This is a genomic window from Vibrio sp. FE10 (assembly GCF_030297155.1).
Taxonomy (GTDB): Bacteria; Pseudomonadota; Gammaproteobacteria; order Enterobacterales; family Vibrionaceae; genus Vibrio; species Vibrio apostichopi.
This window is the reverse complement of record NZ_AP028067.1, coordinates 520,218-543,741: the sequence shown is the minus strand read 5'-3', so window position 1 is coordinate 543,741 and position 23,524 is coordinate 520,218. Positions and strand designations below refer to the sequence as shown.

At 45.5% G+C, this 23,524-nt stretch carries 12 protein-coding genes and 2 pseudogenes; 9 read left to right on the top strand and 5 right to left on the bottom strand.

The window, feature by feature from the left end:
• Position 1 precedes the first annotated feature (1 nt).
• Positions 2-487 (bottom strand): putative 4-hydroxy-4-methyl-2-oxoglutarate aldolase, encoded by a 486-nt coding sequence (locus tag QUF19_RS02445; RefSeq protein ID WP_192889970.1) that lies wholly within the window; start codon positions 485-487, stop codon positions 2-4.
• Positions 488-534: 47 nt separating this feature from the next.
• Between QUF19_RS02445 and QUF19_RS26415 the strand changes: the two are divergent.
• Both QUF19_RS26415 and arcA read left to right on the top strand, forming a co-directional pair.
• Positions 535-693, top strand: a pseudogene (locus QUF19_RS26415) (ribonuclease activity regulator protein RraA).
• A 372-nt stretch (positions 694-1,065) separates the two neighbouring features.
• Entirely contained in the window at positions 1,066-1,782 is a 717-nt protein-coding gene (gene arcA, locus QUF19_RS02440) for a two-component system response regulator ArcA (RefSeq protein ID WP_004741534.1), read from the top strand.
• A 127-nt stretch (positions 1,783-1,909) separates the two neighbouring features.
• Here arcA and QUF19_RS02435 read toward each other — a convergent pair.
• From QUF19_RS02435 to mnmL, 4 genes and pseudogenes are all read right to left on the bottom strand, one after another.
• Positions 1,910-2,353, bottom strand: a pseudogene (locus tag QUF19_RS02435) (hypothetical protein).
• Positions 2,354-2,360: 7 nt separating this feature from the next.
• Positions 2,361-4,694 carry an aerobic respiration two-component sensor histidine kinase ArcB gene (gene arcB, locus QUF19_RS02430; RefSeq protein WP_102434681.1) on the bottom strand — a complete coding sequence of 778 codons (2,334 nt, stop codon included), beginning with the start codon at positions 4,692-4,694 and terminating at the stop codon, positions 2,361-2,363.
• 152 nt (positions 4,695-4,846) lie between these two features.
• Positions 4,847-6,598: a diguanylate cyclase domain-containing protein gene (locus QUF19_RS02425; RefSeq protein ID WP_286295581.1), complete on the bottom strand. Its 1,752-nt coding sequence runs from the start codon at positions 6,596-6,598 to the stop codon at positions 4,847-4,849.
• A 92-nt stretch (positions 6,599-6,690) separates the two neighbouring features.
• The gene (gene mnmL / locus QUF19_RS02420) at positions 6,691-7,644 is read right to left on the bottom strand and encodes a tRNA modification radical SAM protein MnmL/YtqA (protein WP_099167415.1); all 954 of its coding nucleotides are present in this window, start codon (positions 7,642-7,644) and stop codon (positions 6,691-6,693) included.
• A gap of 530 nt (positions 7,645-8,174) precedes the next feature.
• On the opposite strand from mnmL, the gene gltB (QUF19_RS02415) reads away from it, so the two are divergent.
• From gltB (QUF19_RS02415) to mtnN, 7 genes are all read left to right on the top strand, one after another.
• Entirely contained in the window at positions 8,175-12,722 is a 4,548-nt protein-coding gene (gltB, locus tag QUF19_RS02415; RefSeq protein WP_286295580.1) for a glutamate synthase large subunit, read from the top strand.
• A complete protein-coding gene (locus QUF19_RS02410; RefSeq protein WP_286295579.1) occupies positions 12,722-14,191 on the top strand; it encodes a glutamate synthase subunit beta in 1,470 nt (489 codons plus the stop codon). The genes gltB (QUF19_RS02415) and QUF19_RS02410 overlap by 1 nt, the downstream gene beginning before the upstream one ends.
• 447 nt (positions 14,192-14,638) lie before the next feature.
• The gene (gene gltB / locus QUF19_RS02405; RefSeq protein WP_286295578.1) at positions 14,639-19,102 is read left to right on the top strand and encodes a glutamate synthase large subunit; all 4,464 of its coding nucleotides are present in this window, start codon (positions 14,639-14,641) and stop codon (positions 19,100-19,102) included.
• A gap of 16 nt (positions 19,103-19,118) precedes the next feature.
• Positions 19,119-20,531, top strand: coding sequence for an FAD-dependent oxidoreductase (locus QUF19_RS02400; RefSeq protein ID WP_102434678.1), 1,413 nt, complete (start codon positions 19,119-19,121; stop codon positions 20,529-20,531).
• 441 nt (positions 20,532-20,972) lie between these two features.
• Positions 20,973-21,401: a DUF1499 domain-containing protein gene (locus tag QUF19_RS02395; RefSeq protein WP_286295577.1), complete on the top strand. Its 429-nt coding sequence runs from the start codon at positions 20,973-20,975 to the stop codon at positions 21,399-21,401.
• 55 nt (positions 21,402-21,456) lie between these two features.
• Positions 21,457-22,661, top strand: a protein-coding gene (locus tag QUF19_RS02390; RefSeq protein ID WP_286295576.1) for an IS3 family transposase whose coding sequence is annotated in 2 segments (ribosomal slippage) — positions 21,457-21,844 and positions 21,844-22,661 — 1,206 coding nt in all. Because the reading frame shifts where the segments join, the coding sequence is not laid out codon by codon here.
• A gap of 162 nt (positions 22,662-22,823) precedes the next feature.
• Complete coding sequence (gene mtnN / locus QUF19_RS02385; protein WP_286295575.1) at positions 22,824-23,519, top strand: 5'-methylthioadenosine/S-adenosylhomocysteine nucleosidase; 696 nt, start codon at positions 22,824-22,826, stop codon at positions 23,517-23,519.
• Positions 23,520-23,524 lie beyond the last annotated feature (5 nt).

Here is a 23,524-nt window from a genome sequence, read left to right as displayed (position 1 = left end):
ATTAGGATTCCATCAATAACTCAGTTGAGATTAAGACACCGTTCCAGTCAGCATAAATATAATCGCCCGGTTGAATCAGTTGATTATGTACCGTGAGCGTGACATTAACCTGCCCAACACCGTGCTTCTCGGTTTTAAATGGAGAGGCTCCTAGAGCTTGAATACCAAGATCCATCTGCGCCATCATCGCCACATCTCGAACCGCACCATTCACAATGACGCCTTCCCAACCATTTTCTATGGCAAGAATCGCCAATTGATCGCCAAGTAACGCTTTTTGACACGAGCCATTACCGTCTACAACGAGTACTTTACCGCAGCCATCGGTCTCTAAAACCTCACGAACCTTGGAATTATCGTGATAACAACGAACTGTTACAATTTTTCCCCAGAACGCACCACGTTGGCCGAAGTTCTGTAATGGCATGTTCAGTAAGGTGACTTTGCTTTCAAACTCGTCACACAAATCAGGTGTTATATCGTGCATATATCCTCCGTGAGTAAGGCATTGCCGACTAATGCGGGTGTGCCTCTATGCTTTTATATGTTGTTAGAATTAATCCTTTGTTTTCATTGTTCTATGCTCAATTTAATATTTAATTAGAGTTGATTGCGCATATTTATCTACTAGACTCTAAGGACAGCTTTCAGCTTCCTTGGTTCAAAATCTGGTCTTTAGCAAACGAGATGTGAGAACTATCTCGAATAATCATTCTAGTTTTGCTGCTAAATAATCACCATAACATTGGTTAAGTTGTAGCCATACTATTAAAGTTTGTTGCGATACGGCAATTGATGTAAATCAACAAAGTGAATGGAATTAACATTCTCGCGTTGTTAGCATGCTGTTAACATTATAGAATCCACTGCAATCACTAACAGAATGATTGAAAGGCGTACTGGATCTACGTTATTGGGCAATACTTCAAGGAAGGCAGATAGCTGGAAGTAAGTGTTTTTTTGAAAACTTTAAGTTATCATCAAAATTACATTACCTGTATGTTATGTTTTTGCCTAGAATTTATTCTATTAGCACAGTTTCGTCACAAATTTAGGTACCGCCAAATGCAAACCCCGCAGATTCTTATCGTTGAAGATGAGCAAGTAACTCGTAACACTCTAAAGAGTATTTTTGAAGCAGAGGGATATGCTGTTTTTGAGGCTAGCGACGGTGAAGAGATGCACCAAGTGCTATCTGACAACCAAGTTAACCTTGTAATTATGGACATCAACCTTCCTGGTAAGAATGGCCTACTACTTGCGCGTGAACTACGTGAGCAAGCAAATGTAGCGCTTATGTTCTTAACGGGTCGTGATAATGAAGTTGATAAGATCCTTGGCCTAGAGATCGGCGCTGATGACTACATCACTAAGCCTTTCAACCCTCGTGAACTGACTATTCGTGCACGTAACCTTCTTAACCGTTCAATGAGCACAAGCTCTGTTCAAGAAGAAAAACGTAGCGTTGAGAAGTACGAGTTCAACGGTTGGGTACTAGACATCAACAGTCGTTCTCTGGTTAGCCCAGATGGCGAAGGCTACAAGCTACCTCGTTCAGAGTTCCGTGCTCTACTTCACTTCTGTGAGAACCCAGGTAAGATCCAAACACGTGCAGATCTTCTTAAGAAGATGACTGGCCGTGAGCTTAAGCCACACGATCGTACTGTAGACGTAACAATCCGTCGTATTCGTAAGCACTTTGAATCAGTTTCTGGTACACCAGAAATCATCGCAACGATTCACGGTGAAGGCTACCGCTTTTGTGGTGACCTAGAAGACTAATTCGATTCGCGTTTCTAGTCGTTTAGCACTTAGTGTTTTTAATAGTAGAAGCGCAATCAATAGTTATTAAAAAGGGAGAATGCCAACGCATTCTCCCTTTTTTATTGTTCATTGTTCGCTAAGATTTTTAGTAAACCGTATCAACCTTAACGTCTTTCTCGACTAGCCACTTCACGGTTTCGCCATCTTTCAGTTCAACCGCAACATCAACAGGCTTGTCACTGTCGATCTCTAGCTGCCATACAAAAGCGACTTCCCATTGAGTTTCACTGTGCGTTCTTAAATCAAGATCGTCCGCTGTTACTAACAAGGTATCTGCCCCCTATTTAACCGTAACACTCTCAACCGCAAGTGTTGCTGGCAGTTCTGAAGTCGATTCTAGGTAAATGGCACCATGCAGAGTCTTATCTTGAGTCTCTCCAATCGTTGGCATCTTGTTCAGCCAAAGGTTGCTTTTCATTGTGACTGTCGCTGTAGATACTTCTACTTGGTTACCTTGCTGCCATTCTACTTGTGGTGCAGAACAACCCGCTAATGCCACAACGCATGCGGCGAATGCTAATTTTTTCATTATTCTTCTACCTTTGATTTAACCAACTCTTTAAGACTTCAATGTCATTCTGGTATTCGTTATTAATTTCATCGACCCAATCTGAAATATTCTCCCACCAAGCAGGCATATCTGGTGATTGAGCTTTCTGAGCAACTTGCTGGATACGCTTCAAGCCAATTGAACCTGCGGCACCTTTGATCTTGTGCGCTTCAGAAACGATGCTAGCTTGATCTTTTGCGACCATGTTGGAGTTCAATATTTCCATATACTCCGGCATCATATCTTCAAACATCACGATGCTATCCAAAACCGGTTTCGGCCCAACAATGTCAACATAAGACTCTAGCATATCAATATCAAGCAAAGTGGTGTCAATCGAAGAAACAACCGGTTTAATAACCTCTACTTTTTCTATCACTTCAGGTTTGTTCTCAATAAATTTGGATATCACGTCTTGGATGGCTTTCACCGATAGCGGTTTGCTGATCGCTTCATCCATTCCTTTTTGCAGATACTCTTGTTTATTGTTTAAAACATTAGCCGTTAAGGCAACTAAAGGCGGTAGCTTGCTGTATTTCTCTCGATAGTACTGAGCAATATCGAAACCAGTCATATCTGGCAGTTGGATATCCAGCAACACCAAATCATAGTCTTCTGGATGGAAAACGATTTGTGCCTCTTGCCCTGTCATCACCACCGTGACTTCATGGCCTAAGCTTTCAAGCAGAGAGCGAGCGACTGTAATGTTGAGTTCAATATCTTCGACCATGAAGATCTTAAGATTCGACTGCTTTCTTGGCGTCTTAATCAGAGCCTGAGTATCGTGATTGACCGGCACACGAATAGAAACCGTAAAGGTACTGCCGAAGCCCTCTTCACTGGTAACGTCAATATCGCCGTCCATCATATTGATCAGCTGCTTCGATACCGCAAGACCAATGCCGGTGCCCACCGCATGCAGATTGTCAGAGCCAGACTTCACCTGATAGTACATCGCGAAAATTTTATCGACTTCGCTTTCAGGTATGCCGATTCCCGTATCTTCGACTTCCATTGTGATGTCGGCAAAGTCACCGTCGATATCAGCACTGACCGTCATTACCACACCACCATCTTTGGTGAACTTCATGGCATTGCTGACCAAGTTCCACAGCACTTGTCTTAGGCGTGTACCATCAACTTTAACTGAGGTTGGCAAGTCCGATAATCTTTCCAGATCGAAGCGTAAGCCTTTTTGCTCTGCCATCAGAGCGGAGATACTCTCCATCTCGGCAACGAAATCTTCGAAGTTGATAGGGGTTGGGAGCAACTCTAGCTTACGGCGATCAAACTTATCCATATCGATAATATCGTTAAAGATATTACCCAGCGTCACCGCACTCACCTTAATGGTTTGCATGTGTTTACGCTGTTCAGTAGTCAACTGGCTATCCAACAACATACGGCTTAAGCCGATGATGCCATTGAGTGGTGTTCTTAGTTCATGACTAATCGTTGAGATAAAAGTGGTCTTGTCGCGACTGGCTTTCTCTAGTGATTCTTGGTGCTCTTTACGTTCCGTAATATCGCGACCAAAACCCACTAAGCCCAGATGGCGGCCATCTTTACTGTAGAAAGGCACCTTACGTAGCTCGAAGTAGCTCTTACGACCATCTGGGTATTCCAACCATTGGTCGTAGGTCAGAGCTTGATTGTCGGCAAACACTTTCTTATCAGTTTCAATAACCTGTTGAGCGATCTCTTTGCTATAGACATCCCAAGGAGTCAAACCCACTAAGTCTTTCTCAGTTTTTCCCGTCAACTCTTCAACCGCACGGTTACAACCTGAGAAAACACCATCTTCATTACGATAATAAATCAGGTCGGGAGAAGCATCGATAAATGAGCGCAGCAGTGCGGTACGTTCAGCTAACTCAAGCTGAGTACGTTCACGTTGAAACACCTCATTCTCAAGGTCGTGCATCGCTTCGGCACGTGCTTCTTCCGCTTTTTCACGCTCTTCAATTTCTTGATTCAGCTTTTCAATATTAAGCTGGAGCTTGTTGTTGAGCTCTTGGTCACGCTCACGCATGTCGCCAAGTTTAGAGACTAGCTTAGCCAACCTTTGACGAGATTCTTCAAGTTGATCAACAACCACAGAAAGGAAATACACCGCCCAAGGGGTAATCACCAGGCCAAAGAAAACGGAACGGACAATGTCGATATCATCAACATTACCTTTGAGTGCTAGGGTGATCCCAACTTGCACAACAACAGCGAGGGCAACAAGCGCTAGGGCGAGTAAGATAGAAAAGCGGACAATCCCCAGTTTTACGAGTAGATCAACGTAATACTGGGCAAGATTTTTCATGGGTTTCATTTAGCGCTCCATGCGATAAGACTAGCAACATTCTACCCTGTTTGATGATAGGAGGTAAGCTAGCTACATCACATGCAGCAAGAGAGTCGTAGCAATATTGCCGTTAACCAATCAAAAATAGAGAGGTTAACGAAAAGAAGGAATTAACAGACTTAACGTATCGAAGATGGATGGACACTTGATTGATTTCGGCCATCAGACTTCGCTTGATAGAGCGCGCTATCTGCCAGTGCAACAGCCGACTCCATTTCATCATTCGGTGTCGGTATATAAGAGATGATACCGATACTTACGGTCACGAGTTCAGAAACTGCCGAGTCTTCATGTTCGATACCGAGCTTTTGCACTTCATCATGAATACGCTTTGCCACCAGCAGAGCACCTTCAGCGGTCGTATTCGGCAGAATAAAGCCAAACTCTTCCCCGCCATAACGCGCCACACAATCCGATGAACGATTCAGCACTTGCTTAAATGCCTGAGAAACCTGTACGAGTGCATCATCACCTTGTTGGTGACCATAAAAGTCGTTGTAGCCTTTAAAGAAGTCGATATCACACAGCATAATGGTCAGTGGCAATTTCTCTCGCACATGGTAGTGCCAGAGGGTCGACAACTGCTCATCGAAACGACGTCGATTTGATACTTGAGTTAAGCTGTCCATAAAGCTCAAACGTTCAAGTTCAAGGTTCGCTTCTTCAAGCTTCTGCTCTGCTAAATAACGTTCGGTGATGTCACGTGCCATGATCAATACACCATTAGTACTCGAAGCCGGATCCCTAAATGGTGATTTCACCACATCATACCAAGTGAACTCGCCATCACTGGAAACCACCTTATCGATGTAACGCAGCGATTTACCTTGATGAAGCACTTGCTGATCCGTATCAGAAAGACGTAAGTACATACTGTTAGGTACCACATCTTGTAAGCGCTTACCCACTAAATCCGACACTTCAGAGATACCAAGCGCCGCCACAAACGGCTTATTACACGCTTGATACACCATGTTTTCATTGAAGATACCAATCGAGTCAGGGCTCGCTTCTAAGATGTTTTGTAAGATGGTGTCACGCTGAGCAAGAGCCACTTCGGTATCTTTACGCCTTTCCATCTCACCACGTAGCTTTTGCTGCATGTCATGCCAGTCGGTCACGTCATGACTGATAGAAAGCGTTCCTATGGTTTCACCATCTTGAGACAATAAAACACTTTGGTACGTTTCGAGCAGACAGCTTTTGCCATCTTGATCTGTGGTCCAAGAGCGCTCACTCACACGCCCTTTCAACGCGCCACCCGAAACACTCAAGGTGCCTTCTTCTGGGCGGCCATGCCAAAACTTCTTAAAAGATCGGTTACTCGCAACCAATTCTCCCTTTGGATCTTTCACGTAGATCAACTCAGATAAAGAGTCTAAGGCAGTACGCGAGACATTTAACTCACGCACTTCTTGGGAATATTCTTCGTCGGTATTTTTATAAGGGGATGCATGGATCATCCACGCGCTTTTACTTCTAAAAACGATCCGACGACCAACCAAATTCACTTTGAAGAATTCGAATTCTGAAAGCGCCCAAAGCGAAAGCTGTTCAAACGCTCGCGAGTTACGATGATTGGTCAGATAATGACGAAAGCTATTCTCACTCTCGATGGTAGGGAAGCGAAAATTGATACCAATTTGACGAATGCCGAGCAACTGCATCGCTTGACGATTGGCATATAAAATTTCACCACTTCGGATGTCGACAAAGTAGAGTGGTGATGGCGTAGCAAGTAGAAGTTTTTCTATATGTAACTGATAACGAGAATAAAGGTGCCAGCAGATGAGACCAATGAGCAACATGATCACGATATAAATACCGTACCCATACGCCCTGTCCCACAACCAAGTCATAACCAGTTCCATTTACTCTCAATCTATACCATCAATTCTGTGAGGGAAATGTTACCACTAATTATAGGGATTATCTGCTGTTACCTACTTTCTACTCAAATCTATCAATTACCGCTGTTTAATACAGGCAATGTGTACTCAAATGCAGCGCCCGTTTCAATGCCTTGAGCGCCCGTTTTGTCTAACGAGCGGCCAATTTCTGTCATCGCTAGCCATCGGTTTTCACACCATAAAGGAGAGAGCAGTGTTGGACGTCGTGCGGCAGAAGAAACTCGGTGATAGACCACATGAGCAGGCGTACGTTGAATAATTGCACTGGCGATATCAATGTACTCCTCCAAGGTTGGTGCTTCGAGCTTTCCAGCTTTCCACGCCTTAGCCATGGTGCTGCCCTCTACAATATGCAGTCCGTGCAATTTGATACCATCGGTGCCAACGGCGAGTACCTTGTTTAAAGTTTCAAGATTATCGGCTTTGGTTTCCTTCGGCAGGCCAACAATAAGGTGCGTACACACCTTGATCCCTAAAGCACGTGCACGTTGGGTGATCGTTTCATACACCGCAAAATCATGACCACGATTAATCCGCTTCAATGTTTTGTCGTTTGCGGTTTGTAAGCCTAACTCAAGCCATATTTCATAGCCTTGCTCGACATAACCCGCCAGCAGTTCCAACACCGAATCTGGAACACAATCGGGTCTGGTTCCGACACACAAACCAACAATGTCAGCACCTGGTGCTCTAAGCGCTTCTTCATACATATTCTTGAGCACTTGTACTTCAGCATAAGTGCTGGTGTAAGCCTGAAAGTAAGCAAGATACTTTTTGGCTCGGGCGATTTCACCCGCACGATCTTTTAGCTGATCAGCAATACTTTGAATTTGAGTTTGTTCGTCGGCAAATGAAGCGACATTACAGAAAGTACACCCACCACGGCCAATTGTTCCGTCGCGATTTGGGCAGCTAAAGCCACCGTGCAGTGTCAGTTTGTGAACCTTTTCGCCATAACGGCGCTGAAGGTCTTGGCCGATAGTATTAACCAACTCGTGTAATTGCATATTTTGAAAGTGCTCAAGTAAATAAGAATGAATATCAGTCTATTTCTGAAAAAAAATTACATCCCTGCAAAATTCAACCAATTAGTTTACTCAAGGCCTTTTGCGAGCAACCTATCAAATATCAATAAACATGCAAAAAATCGGCTCTATTTGCCTAATGTTGCACATTTGTTAGACATTAAATTCAAAATAAAACGAAAAAAATGGTCTACATGGGTCAACTTTCATTGCAATTCGCCTAGACAAAATTGTAGGATACTTACACATATTGGCTATTTTTGTGTATTTACTTACAACGAAAACTTGTTAATAAGTCGGTGATATCCATATCCCACCTATATAATCCACTAGTTTGTGGCTAAAAATAAACGGATATCACTAAGGATTGTTTTTCTCGCAATACTTTTCCTGCGAGATACGGAAAGGATTCAAACCGCCAGCATAGGCAGGTTTAGACCCATAAATATAAAAGGACAAGGCTAACTTTATACAAATAAGTTGCGCCTAGATTTAACTGGAAGGATGTATCTATGGTAGATCAAGAGCAGAACTCACAGGGTCTGTATACTCCTGAACTGGAGCATGACGCTTGTGGTATCGGTTTTGTTGCGCATCTAAAGAATCGCAAATCTCATGATGTAGTAACTCAAGCACTCGATATGCTTGCACGTATGGAACACCGTGGCGGCCAAGGCTGCGATCCGTGTTCTGGTGATGGTGCAGGTATCCTGCTACAGAAGCCGCACGAATTCTTACTAGAAGAAGCCGTTAAGCTTGGAATTAAACTGCCATCTTTTGAAAAATATGGTGTTGGTGTTGTACTTTTCCCTAAAGATGAACACAAACGTGCACAGTGCCGCGATATTTTAGAGCGCAATGCACAACGCCTTGAGTTAGAAGTTATCGGTTACCGTGAACTTCCAACTGACAATTCAATGATTGGTGCTGACCCATTAAGCACTGAACCTCAATTTGAGCACGTCTTTATCTCTGGCGGCCCTGGTACTACACCAGAAGAGCTTGAACGCAAACTGTATGTTCTACGTAACTATACGGTTCGTGTATGCCTAGAAAGCGTGTCAAACATTGGTGATGACTTCTACATCAACTCTATGTCTTACAAGACATTGGTGTACAAAGGTCAGCTAACAACAGAACAAGTTCCTCAGTACTTCCTAGATCTGCAAAACCCAACCATGGTGACAGCTCTAGCACTTGTACACTCTCGTTTTTCTACCAATACATTCCCACGTTGGCGTCTAGCTCAGCCTTTCCGTTACATTGCGCATAATGGCGAAATCAATACGGTTCGCGGCAATCTAAACTGGATGAAAGCGCGTGAAGCGATCCTTGAATCGGATCTGTTCACTCAAGCTGAAATCGACATGCTACTGCCTATCTGTCAGGAAGGTAGCTCGGATTCATCAAACTTCGATATGGCACTTGAGCTACTTGTTCTTTCAGGTCGTACTCTGCCACACGCATTGATGATGATGATCCCTGAAGCATGGCAAGAAAACAAAAACATGGATCCAACTCGTCGCGCGTTCTACCAGTACCACGCGAACGTAATGGAGCCATGGGATGGCCCGGCATCAGTATGTTTCACCGATGGTGTTCAAGTAGGTGCAACGCTTGACCGTAATGGTCTACGCCCTTCTCGCTACACAGTGACCAAAGACGACTTCCTAGTAATGGCGTCTGAATCTGGCGTAGTAGAAATCGCACCAGAAAACGTTGAATACCGTGGTCGTCTACAGCCTGGTCGTATCTTCGTTGCTGACCTTGAGCAAGGCCGCATCATTTCTGATGAAGAAGTGAAAGACGGTATTGCTAAATCGCAACCCTACGAAAAATGGGTTGAAGAGAATCTTCTGAGCTTGAAAAAGCTACCGGATGCGAGCAACGAATTTAACCAACCTTCTCCAGAGAAACTGCTACACAAACAACAATCGTTTGGCGTGAGCTCTGAAGAAGTAAACGAAATCATTCTCCCTCTTGCAAAAACAGGCTACGAGCCACTTTCTGCAATGGGTGCTGACTGGCCGCTAGCGATTCTTTCTCACCAATCGCAGCACCTTTCAAACTACTTTAAGCAGTTGTTTGCACAAGTAACTAACCCGCCAATCGACCCGATTCGTGAGCGTATGGTTATGTCTCTGAACACTTACCTAGGTAAAGATCAGAACTTACTTGCTGAAACACCTGAACACTGTCAAAAAGTAGAACTTGAGTCTCCTGTTCTTTCTAACTCAGAGTTAGAGAAACTGCGTGCAATCGATAACGAGCACCTTCAATCGAAGACGCTGGATATCGTATTCCAAGCAAATGGCGACCAAGGTAAGTTAGAGCGCGCACTTAAACGTATCTGCCAATATGCGGAAGATGCGGTTATTGACGGCTACTCTATCATTCTACTGACTGACCGTGCGGTTAACTCAAACCACGCAGCTATCCCAGCAATGCTGGCGGTTGGCGCTGTTCACCACCACCTAATCCGTAAAGGTTTACGTGCTAAGTGTGACATCGTGGTTGAAACAGGTGACGCGCGTGAAACGCACCACTTCGCAACCTTAATCGGTTACGGTGCAAACGCAGTTAACCCATACCTAGTTATCGAAACGATTGTTGAACTGCAACGTACTAAGAAGCTAGATCCAAACGTTCACCCACGTGAGTTATTCGATAACTACCGTAAAGGTGTTAACGGCGGTCTACTGAAGATCTTCTCGAAGATGGGTATCTCTACGCTGCAGTCTTACCACGGCGCTCAAATCTTTGAAGCTCTTGGTATCAGCAAATCAGTGGTTGAAAAATACTTCACAGGTACGGTTTCTCGTATCCAAGGTCTAACGATCGATGATATCGCACGTGAAGTCCTAGTACGTCACCGTGTTGGTTACCCTGCTCGTGAAATCCCAGCACAGATTCTTGATGTTGGTGGTGTTTACCAGTGGAAACAACGTGGTGAGAAACACTTATTCAACCCAGAGACCATTTCTCTACTTCAAGAATCGACGCGTAACAAAGATTACGGTCAATTCAAAAAGTACGCGAACGCCGTTGATGCTCAAGGTGACAACGCAGCAACGCTACGTAGCCAACTTGATTTCATCAAGAACCCAGCAGGCTCTATTCCTCTAGCAGAAGTAGAACCTATTGAGAAAATCCTTAAGCGTTTTGCTACGGGTGCAATGAGCTTTGGTTCAATCTCGCATGAGGCTCACTCAACACTGGCTGTTGCAATGAACCGCATCGGCGCAAAATCAAACTCAGGTGAAGGTGGTGAAGATCCAGCACGTTTCGAACGCAAAGAAAACGGTGACTGGGAACGTTCAGCAATCAAACAGGTGGCTTCTGGTCGCTTTGGTGTAACGTCTTACTACCTATCTAACGCTGATGAGCTGCAAATCAAGATGGCTCAAGGTGCGAAACCTGGCGAAGGTGGTCAACTACCTGGTGATAAGGTTGATGATTGGATCGGTGCAACACGTCACTCAACTCCGGGCGTAGGTCTTATCTCTCCACCGCCACACCACGATATCTACTCAATCGAAGATTTGGCTCAGCTAATCTACGATCTGAAAAACGCGAACCGTAATGGCCGTGTCAACGTGAAGCTAGTATCAGAAGCTGGCGTAGGTACGATTGCATCAGGTGTAGCGAAAGCGAAAGCTGACGTAGTACTTATCGCAGGTTTTGATGGTGGTACGGGTGCATCTCCGATGTCTTCTATCCGTCACACCGGTCTGCCTTGGGAGCTGGGTCTAGCGGAAACTCACCAAACACTGCTGAAAAACGGCCTACGTAATCGTATCGTGGTTCAGTCTGATGGTCAGATGAAAACACCACGTGACCTTGCAGTCGCAACGTTACTTGGCGCTGAAGAATGGGGCGTAGCAACAGCAGCTCTAGTTGTTGAAGGCTGTATCATGATGCGTAAGTGTCACAAGAATACATGTCCTGTTGGTATCGCAACACAGAACAAAACTCTTCGTGAGCGTTTCGACGGCCGCGTAGAAGACGTAGTAACGTTCTTCCAATACATGGCAGAAGGTCTACGTGAAGTAATGGCTGAACTTGGCTTCCGCTCTATCGATGAGATGGTTGGTCAATCGCACAAACTTAAAGTTCGTGATGACATCGGTCACTGGAAGTACAAGAACCTAGATCTAACACCAGTACTGCACATTGAGCAGGCTCGTGCAGAAGACGGTATCTACAACCAGACAACACAAAATCATAATCTTGAAGACGTTCTAGACCGTAAGTTGATTCAGGCTGCAATCCCTGCGCTTGAGAAAGGTGAAGCGGTTACCGCTCAGTTCCCTATCATCAACACGGACCGTTCAGCAGGCACGATGCTGTCGAACGAAATCTCGAAGGTTTACAAAGACCAAGGTTTACCACAGCCAATGAACGTTAAGTTCCACGGTAGTGCAGGTCAATCGTTCGGTGCGTTCCTTGCGAAAGGCGTTAAGTTCGAAGTAGAAGGCGACGCGAACGATTACTGGGGCAAAGGTCTGTCTGGCGGTACTTTGGTACTGTACCCAGATGCGAAATCTACTATCGTTGCGGAAGATAACATCGTGGTTGGTAACGTATGTTTCTACGGTGCAACCTCAGGTGAATCTTTCATTCGCGGTATGGCTGGCGAACGTTTCTGTGTTCGTAACTCTGGTGCGAAGGTTGTTGTTGAGGGTGTTGGTGACCACGGTTGTGAATACATGACAGGTGGCGCAGCAATTATCCTTGGTTCAACAGGCCGTAACTTTGCTGCAGGTATGAGTGGCGGTGTCGCTTATGTTTGGGATAAAGCAGGCGACTTCGAAACCAAGCTCAACGCAGAACTTGTCGACCTAGATCCAATTGAACAAGAAGATAAAGATCTTCTACTAGATATGCTAACTAAGCATGTTGAATTCACAGGAAGTGAAGTTGCTCAGTCTTTCCTAGAAAACTTTGAAGCAAGTGTTGCATCACTGATTAAAGTAATGCCTCGTGACTACAAAGCGGTTCTTCAAAAGCGTAAAGCTGAAGCACAACAGGCACAAACGGAAGAAGTGGAGGCAGTATAATGGGTAAGCCTACTGGATTTTTAGAACACGGTCGTGAGCTTCCAAAGAAGCTCGACCCGTCAGTTCGAATTGAAGACAACAAAGAGTTCGTACTTAACGAAGAGTTTGGTGAAAAGATCAATACTCAAGCATCTCGTTGTATGGACTGTGGCGTACCTTTCTGTCACAGCGGTTGTCCGATTGGTAACATCATCCCAGAATTCAATGATGCGGTTTACCGTGACAGCTGGGAAGAAGCTTGGAACATTCTAAGCTCTACCAATAACTTCCCTGAATTTACAGGTCGTGTGTGTCCTGCTCCTTGTGAAAGTGCTTGTGTTCTTGGTATCAACCAAGACCCAATCACTATCTGTAATATCGAGAAAACAATTGTAGAAACTGCGTACCGTGAAGGGTACGCAAAGCCTAAAATACCTCGTTCACGTACAAGTAAAACAGTTGCCGTTATCGGTTCAGGCCCTGCTGGTCTAGCCGCTGCTGAGCAACTAAACAGTGCCGGGCACTCTGTGACTGTATTTGAACGTGACGAGAAAGTGGGTGGCCTACTGCGTTTCGGTATCCCAGATTTCAAACTGGGTATGGACGTAATTGATCGTAAGATCAACCTAATGGCTGAAGCTGGCGTTGAGTTTAAAGTAAACCAACACATCGGTGTTGATGTTAATGCTCAACAGCTACGCCAAGAATTTGATGTGGTATTGCTAACGGGTGGTTCTACGGTTCCACGTGACTTACCAATCCCAGGTCGTGAGCTGAAAGGTGTTCACTTTGCCATGGAATTCCTTGGTCAAAACAACCGCCGTGCTAACGACCTAGACCTTAAAACAGAAGAGCTTCACGCTAAAGATAAACACATTGTGGTTATCGGTGGTGGTGATACGGGTTCTGACTGTGTGGGCACATCAAACCGTCATAAAGCAGCAAGCATTACTCAGGTTGAGATCATGCCGATCCCACCAGAGCAACGCCCTACCAATATGCCTTGGCCTCAATACCCAATGATCATGAAGACCACCACTTCTCACGAAGAAGGTTGTGAACGTCATTGGAACATCCTAACCAAAGAGTTCATCTCTGACGATAACGGTAATGTAACCGGACTTCGCATTGCTGACATCGTTTGGCAAGATGCGAAACCAGGTGAGCGTCCAGGTTTTGATGAAGTAGCAAACTCTGAACGTGTTATCCCTTGTGATATGGCATTCCTAGCGATGGGCTTCTTACACCCAGAACCAACAGGTGTACTGGCTCAGCTCGACATTAAACTGGACGAGCGCGGCAACGTGGCTTCTGAAGGTTATGCGACGAACCAGAAAGGCGTTTTCGCTGCTGGTGATATGCGTACTGGCCAATCTCTGGTTGTACGTTGTATTAATGAAGGTCGTGAATGTGCAATTGCCATTGATGACTTCTTAATGGGTAACTCAAACTTAGAAGCGAAAGCTGATTCACTCATGCTTTCCGCATAATATTTCTCGGGCTAATGTCGTTGACGTTAGCCTAGGGAAAAAGCAACACCCTTCCTAACTTTTATATTTGGCTAGCACTCGATGCTAGCCTTTTTTCTATCTGGCCTTTCACTCTTTCTCAATCACTACTGCTGCACATGTTAAATCTCGTTAACATCTAGCTTTTATATCTCATTGATCTTCACCGACTATTTTAGATTATTACGTGGCTAATCGCGTTTACACATGATAATTAACCATGAACTTGACCTTAAACACAATTAGCTATACGTTGTAAAGCTGATGAAAATAAAACCAATCGGTTTTGTTAACACAACCAATAACGTTTTAGCTAGCTAAAAACAAACTATCAGTTTATATAAGAACAAGTTCATAAAAAAATAACAAGTACATGAATAGTTAGTCATTTACTGTCTGGATGACAGCGAAGCAAAAGGGAGAATTGCAATGGCTCTATATGATCCTAGTCTTGAAAAAGACAACTGTGGATTTGGTTTAATAGCGCAAATGGAAGGCCAACCTAGTCATAAGTTGGTGCGAACTGCTATTTCAGCCCTCGATCGCATGACACACCGTGGTGGTATCGCCGCGGATGGTAAAACAGGAGATGGCTGTGGCTTATTGCTACAGAAGCCAGACTCTTACCTCAGAATTATTGCTGAAGAGAATAACTTCAAGCTCGGCAAGCAATACGCTGTCGGCATGATTTTCTTCAGTCAAGACCCAATCAAAGCGCAATCGGCGCAAGACATCGTTAATAAAGAGCTCGCTCAAGAGACTTTAACCGTAGCTGGCTGGCGTGTCGTGCCAACCAACACCGACGTATTAGGCCCAATCGCCAAAGATTCTGTTCCCAATATTCAGCAAGTGTTTATCTCCGCTCCCGCTGGTTGGCGTGAACGCGATATCGAACGACGCCTATACATTGCTCGTCGTCGAATTGAAAAACAGATCACCGAAGACAAAGATTTCTATATTTGTAGCCTTTCAACACAAGTCATGGTCTACAAAGGCTTGTGTATGCCGGCCGATCTTCCGCGATTTTACCTCGATCTTGCAGACTTACGTATGGAATCAGCTATATGTCTGTTCCACCAACGTTTCTCGACCAACACACAACCACGTTGGCCATTGGCTCAACCATTCCGCTATTTGGCGCACAATGGTGAGATCAATACCATTGAAGGCAACCGTCAGTGGGCCAAAGCTCGCGCCTATAAATTCTCTTCACCGCTGTTGCCAGATTTACAAACAGCCGCACCTTTTGTGAATGAGACAGGATCTGACTCCTCAAGCCTAGACAACATGCTCGACCTATTCCTTGCCGGCGGTATGGATGTGTTTCGAGCGATGCGTATGCTCGTGCCGCCCGCTTGGCAAAACCACCCGGACATGGATCCCGATCTGCGTGCATTCTACGACTTCAACTCCAAGCACATGGAACCGTGGGATGGCCCTGCAGGTATCGTCCTTTCTGACGGTCGTTACGCTGCGTGTAACCTAGATAGAAACGGCTTACGCCCTGCGCGTTATGTGATTACCAAAGACAACCTGATCACTCTGGCCTCTGAAGTGGGCATCTGGAATTACGCGCCAGACGAAGTGGCAGAGAAAGGGCGTGTCGGCCCGGGTGAACTACTCGTCATAGATACGCGCCGCGGTAAACTGTGGCAATCTAACGAGATCGACAATGACCTTAAAGGTCGCCACCCTTATAAAGAGTGGATGGAAAAGAACGTTCACAAACTCACACCGTTTTCCGACCTGCCCGATGAGCAAGTCGGTAAGCGCAGCTTTGACGATGACACGCTCAAGACCTACCAAAAACAGTTTGCGATGAGCAACGAAGAGTCGGACCAAGTACTGCGTGTGCTTGGTGATATGGGACAAGAGGCCGTAGGCTCGATGGGCGATGATACGCCGATGGCTGTGCTCTCTTCGAAAGAACGTCTCATCACTGACTATTTCCGTCAAATGTTTGCACAGGTCACCAACCCACCGATTGATCCATTGCGTGAAAAGCATGTTATGTCTTTAGCCACCAGTATTGGCCAAGAGATGAACGTGTTCTGCGAAACAGACGGTCACGCCTACCGTGTGACATTTAATTCGCCAGTTCTGGTCTACTCTGACATGCAGCAACTTCTGCAATTAAATCAAAAGCATTACGGTCATGCGATTCTTAGCATGCACTATGACCCAGCAGAAAAAGATCTCGAGCAAGCCATCAACGACTTGTGTGATCGTGCGGTTCAAGAAGTACGTGACGGCGCCGTTTTAGTTGTGCTTTCAGACAAAGGTTTAGAGAAAGGTAAGCTACCAGTTCCAGCAGCCATGGCGGTCGGCGCGGTGCAAACTCGACTTGCAGACACCAACCTACGTTGTGATGCTAACATCGTGGTTGAAACAGCAACCGCACGTGACCCACACCAATTTGCAGTACTGCTTGGCTTCGGTGCCACCGCGGTTTACCCGTATCTCGCTTATGAAGCTCTGGGCAAAATGTTGGACGATGGTTCATTAGATAAAGACTATCGTACTGCATTGCAAAATTACCAAAACGGCATCAACAAAGGTCTTTATAAGATCATGTCGAAGATGGGTATCTCGACAATTGCTTCGTATCGCTGCTCGCAGTTATTTGAGGCAGTCGGTTTACATACCGATGTTGTTGATCTGTGTTTCCGTGGCGTAACGACTCGTATCCAAGGCGCTAGCTTTAGCGACTTCCAACAAGATATCTATAACCTATCTCGTAAAGCATGGACTAAACGTAAACCACTGGAACATGGTGGCTTACTCAAATACGTACATGGCGGCGAATACCACGCCTATAACCCAGACGTAGTCAGTACCTTGCAAACCGCCGTAAAGACAGGTGAAACATCGGATTATCAATCTTTTGCGAAGCAAGTTAATGCTCGTCCTGCTGCTATGCTGCGCGACTTAATGAGCCTCAAAAAAGCCGAACAACCTCTGCCACTAGAACAAGTCGAGCCGAGTAGCGATCTCTTTAAGCGCTTCGACTCTGCGGCTATGTCGATTGGTGCCTTGAGCCCCGAAGCTCATGAAGCGCTGGCCATGGCGATGAACCGATTAGGAGGCTACTCCAACTCAGGTGAAGGTGGTGAAGATCCACGACGCTTCGGTACTGATCGTAACTCGCGCATCAAACAGATAGCTTCTGGTCGTTTTGGTGTGACGCCACATTACTTAACCAATGCGGATGTTCTACAAATCAAAGTCGCACAAGGTGCGAAACCAGGGGAAGGCGGTCAACTACCGGGTCATAAAGTCACGGCAGAAATAGCTAAGCTGAGATACTCAGTTCAAGGCGTAACTCTGATCTCCCCTCCTCCGCATCACGATATCTATTCGATCGAGGATCTGGCGCAACTGATTTTCGACCTTAAGCAAGTTAACCCTAAAGCCTTGGTTTCAGTGAAGTTAGTATCTGAACCGGGTGTAGGCACCATTGCCACAGGTGTAGCGAAAGCTTATGCCGACTTGATTACGATCTCCGGCTACGACGGTGGTACTGCAGCAAGTCCACTGACCTCAGTGAAATACGCAGGTTGTCCTTGGGAACTTGGCTTAGCCGAAACCCAGCAAGCACTCGTAGCCAACGGGCTTCGTCATAAGATCCGCCTGCAAGTCGATGGTGGTTTAAAGACTGGCCTCGATGTTATCAAGGGCGCGATTTTAGGTGCAGAGAGCTTTGGTTTTGGTACCGCACCTATGGTCGCAATGGGCTGTAAGTTCTTAAGAATTTGTCACCTAAATAACTGTGCGACAGGTGTTGCGACTCAAGATGAAACCCTACGTCGTGAATACTTCAAAGGCCTACCAGACATGGTAGTGAACTACTTTACCGGCCTAGCCGATGAAGTACGTCAATACCTTGCAGAACTTGGCGTAGAAAAGCTCACTGACCTAATAGGTCGTACTGATCTACTTGAAGCCGTTCAAGGCCTCACTGCGAAACAGAGCAAGCTCGATCTCTCTTCAATATTGGAAGCTCCGGTATCTGCGGAAGGTCACCCACTGTTTTGGACAGAGCCAAACGCACCGTTTGATAAAGCTCAACTCAACCAACAGATCCTTGATGACGCAATCGATGCGATTGAGAAACGTCAATCCACCAGCCTTTACTACAACGTGATCAACACCGATCGCTCGATTGGCGCTCGTATCTCTGGCGAAATTGCCAAACGTTACGGTAACCAAGGCATGGCAGGTTCACCAATTAAGTTGTATCTCGATGGTACCGCAGGCCAGTCTTTTGCGGTTTGGAACGCTGGCGGTGTCGAGCTGTATCTGACGGGTGATGCCAATGACTATGTCGGCAAAGGCATGGCTGGCGGCAAAGTGGTTATCAAGCCTCACCAAGGCACCGCATTTACTTGTAACGAAGCGACCATCATAGGCAACACTTGTCTGTATGGCGCAACCGGAGGCAAGCTATTCGCTGCGGGTACTGCAGGCGAACGATTTGGCGTGCGTAACTCAGGTACCGTTGCCGTGATTGAAGGCGCTGGTGACAACGCATGTGAATACATGACAGGCGGTATTGTTGCGATTCTTGGCGCAACCGGAGTGAACTTCGGCGCCGGTATGACAGGTGGTTTTGCTTATGTGATGGATAAGAATGAGGACTTCCAAGGCCGAGTGAACAACGAATCGGTCGAAGCTCTTTCTCTGTCTGATCTGTTTATCCACCAAGAACACCTACGCGGCTTGATTGCGGAGCACTTAGAAGAGACAGGCTCAGTGCACGCTGAAGCTATTCTGGCGAACTTTGATGAATGGATTCCAAAGTTCTACCTAGTGAAGCCAAAGACGGCGGATCTTAACACCTTGCTCGGTCACCAAAGCCGTAGCTCTGCTGAACTTCGTGTTCAAGCGCAATAATTGGAAGGAGCCAATCATGAGCCAGAATGTATACCAATTTATTGATGTGAATCGCGTAGACCCAGCGAAGAAGCCAATCAAGATACGTAAGATTGAGTTTGTAGAGATCTACGAACCTTTCACTAAGCAACAAGCCAAGGCGCAAGCTGACCGCTGTCTAGACTGTGGTAACCCTTACTGTGAATGGAAGTGTCCAGTTCACAACTACATCCCTCAATGGCTCAAGCTTGCCAATGAAGGACGTATTATCGAAGCGGCTGAACTGTCTCACCAAACCAACAGCTTGCCTGAGGTTTGTGGCCGAGTTTGCCCTCAAGACCGTCTGTGCGAGGGCTCTTGTACTCTCAATGATGATTTCGGCGCAGTAACAATAGGCAATATTGAAAAGTACATTAACGACAAAGCGTTTGAGATGGGCTGGAAGCCAGACATGTCTCACGTTGAATGGACCGACAAAAAGGTCGCTATCATCGGCGCAGGTCCAGCAGGTCTTGCAGCAGCGGATATCTTAGTTCGAAACGGTGTGAAGGCCGTGGTATTTGACCGCTACCCAGAGATCGGTGGCCTACTGACGTTTGGTATCCCATCGTTCAAGCTTGAGAAAGGCATCATGGAAAACCGTCGCCGTATCTTTAGTGGTATGGGTGTCGAATTCAAAATGAATACCGAAGTAGGTAAAGACGTTCAGCTACAACAATTGGTCGATGACTATGATGCCGTTTTCTTAGGCGTCGGTACCTATAAAAACATGCGTGCTGGGTTAGACAACGAAGAAGCACCGGGCGTTTATGATGCCCTACCATTCCTTGTTTCCAATACCTACAAGGTCATGGAACTGGATAATCCAACGCCATTCATCGACATGAAAGGCAAAAAAGTGGTCGTTCTTGGTGGTGGTGATACCGCAATGGACTGTGTCCGAACTTCGATTCGTCAACACGCAGCTAATGTTGTTTGTGCTTATCGCCGAGATGAAGCGAACATGCCGGGCTCTCGCCGTGAGGTGAAAAATGCGAAAGAAGAAGGCGTGAAGTTCATGTTCAACCTTCAACCATTAGCACTGGAAACCGATTCATCCGGTCATGTGACTGGCGTAAAAGTGGTTAAAACGGCCTTGGGTGAACCGGATGATGCAGGACGTCGTCGCCCTGAACCCGTAGAAGGCAGTGAGCATGTTCTTGAAGCAGATGCTGTGATCATGGCGTTTGGTTTCCAACCTCATGCAATGGAGTGGCTAGAACCATTTGGTGTAGATCTCGACCAATGGGGGCGCATCAAAGCTCCCGGCAAACAAGAGTTTCAATACCAAACCACCAACAGTAAGATCTTTGCCGGTGGTGATGCCGTTCGAGGTTCGGACTTAGTAGTGACCGCTATCGATGAAGGCCGTAAAGCCGCTGAAGGGATCTTGGACTACCTAGAAGTGTGACCAGGGCGTGTTGATCTTTCGAGCTGATTTTTGCAGCGAGTTGCTGGACATTTATACAAGGCAGAGGCGTCGATGTGTAGCTAGCCTACATGAGAAGCCAATAACGTAGTAGAAATGACCAGCAAACGCTGCCCGAAGGGTTCGGCTAAAAGCGTTTTACTCTTTGTTGAGGGAGATTTGCTTAGAGTGACTAGGCTACTTCCCCCTCGCCGCGATTAAAACGCTTTTATCTCGAACAAAATTTAACCACGAAAGGTCAACACGCCCTAGTATAAAGTTTCCTTTACTACTCAGTTCGTTACTATAAAAAAAGGATCCAAGCATGGATCCTTTTTTCAATTCGATACGTTTGATCACAAGCATAACGAAAATACGTAAAACAATCGCAAACAAGCCAATACCGATAACTATAATTAGAACTAAAATGCCATAGGAATCACGATGAAAAAAGCCGCTCTCCTCTCTCTATCTCTTTTAACTCTAACCGCTTGCAGCCAAGGAATCACGGACATGAAAGACAGAACTTCATCGCCTTGTGGTGATAAACCCAATTGTGTATCAACTCAAGATAGCCGTGAACAACATGCTCTAGCAGAGTTTGACCTCTCAGAGTCTGTAACTCTCGATCAGATTGAACAAGTTGTCCTAACCTTACCGGGATCGAAAACCGCGAGTAAAACAGAAGATTACCTGCGTGTTGAATGTACTTCTCGCATCATGCGCTTTGTCGATGACTTAGAACTTAAGATCACTGATGGCAAACTGATCGTGCGTTCAGAGTCTCGCACTGGCCATTCTGATTTTGGTGTCAACCGAAAGCGAGCGGATCAACTTCGCACAAGCCTAAAAAGCGAAGGCTTAATCAAATAGATTGTACCGTCCTAAATATGGTTGACACATTTCCAACATGAAATTGGAGAGTGTCATGAAAACAACAAGTAGACGTACTCAACGAGATTATTCTCTTGCCTTTAAATTGGCAGTCGTAAGCCAAGTTGAAAAAGGCGAAATGACTTATAAGCAAGCTCAAGAACGTTATGGGATCCAAGGTCGCTCTACCGTTTTAGTTTGGCTTCGCAAACATGGTCAACTAGATTGGTCTAAAGGAACAGAACAATCGAGAGCGTTAGGAGCGACTATGTCAAACTCTTCCTCAACTCAAACCCCAGAGCAACGAATCAAAGAACTCGAGCAGCAATTAGAAGAGACTCAGCTCAAAGCTGAGTTCTTTGAAGCGGTTGTAAAAGTCATGGATCGAGATTTCGGTGTCCGAATCTCAAAGAAGCGCAAGGCCGAGTTATTAAGGAAAAAACGGTCAGAAAGTTGACCGTCACTAAAGCTTGTCACTTCATCGGTATTACACGACAAGCTTTCTACAAGCGCTGTGTTACAGAAATTCATCAGACAAAGAAAGATGAATCAGTACTCGGTTTTGTGAAGGAGCAAAGGATGATGCACCCTCGTATAGGGGCTCGTAAGATCAAGTATTTACTTGCTCAGAATGATATTGAAATCGGTCGAGACCGCTTATTTTCTCTGCTGAGAATGAATCGATTATTAGTGCCGAATCGAAGGGCTTATCATCGAACCACAAACAGTAATCATCGCTTTTACTGCCATCCAAATCGAATCAAAGAAGGCTTAATACCGGAAAGACCAGAGCAATTATGGGTTGCAGATATTACTTATCTAGCAACGCGGTGTGGTAGTACTTATCTCAGTTTAGTGACGGACGCTTACTCAAGAAAAATCGTGGGCTATCACATAGGTGATGATATGAAAGCTCGCACGGTCAAGCAGGCCTTTTTAAACGCGTTGAAAGAGCGGAAGAATACAGGTGAGCTTGTACATCACTCAGATCGAGGTGTTCAATACTGCTCTGTGGAATACCAAGAGTTGCATCGACAGTATGATGTATCTTGCTCAATGACTGATGGCTATGACTGTTATCAGAATGCGTTGGCGGAGAGGATCAACGGAATATTGAAGATGGAGTATCTGTTGAATAAGCCTAATGATTTAGATGAAGCAAAGAAAATGGTCGCCGAATCAGTAAAAATCTATAATGAATATAGGCCTCACACCGCTCTAAAATACAAAACGCCCGATGAAGTACATCGAGCGTTTTAGTCAATCAAGTGTCAACCCATATCAGGACGGGTCAGATAAAAGAATACACAGATAAATCGCTGCTATTCGAATGAGAAGTGCTTCAGGGCAGTCGCTCGACACTTCTCTTCCATGCTACAATTTCGCTCTACTGTTTAAATAATTTTTATTAAGAGACTACACATGAAAATCGGCATCATTGGCGCAATGGAGCAAGAAGTTGCGATCCTAAAAGCAGCAATTTCAGACATTACTGAAGTTAATAAAGGCGGTTGTACCTTTTTCTCTGGTCAGCTAAATGGTGTTGACGTTGTTTTGCTTCAATCAGGCATTGGTAAAGTAGCAGCGGCTGTTGGTACTTCAATCCTGCTAAGCGAATACCAACCAGATGTAGTATTAAATACTGGCTCTGCTGGCGGTTTTGATTCAACGCTAAACCTTGGCGATGTAGTTATCTCTACTGAAGTTCGTCACCACGATGCAGACGTAACGGCTTTCGGTTACGAAATCGGCCAAATGGCTGGTCAACCTGCAGCATTCAAGGCAGATGACAAGCTAATGGCTGTTGCTGAACAAGCGCTATCGCAAATGGAAGATAAGCACGCCGTTCGTGGCCTTATCTGTACTGGCGACGCATTTGTTTGCACAGCAGAACGCCAAGAGTTCATCCGTAAGCACTTCCCATCAGTGGTTGCTGTAGAGATGGAAGCATCGGCTATCGCTCAAGCTTGTCACCAATTCCAAGTACCATTCGTGGTTGTTCGTGCAATCTCTGACGTTGCAGACAAAGAATCACCAATGAGCTTCGAAGAGTTCCTGCCGCTAGCAGCACAAAGCTCTTCTGAAATGGTTATCAAAATGGTTGCCCTACTAAAGTAAGCGAC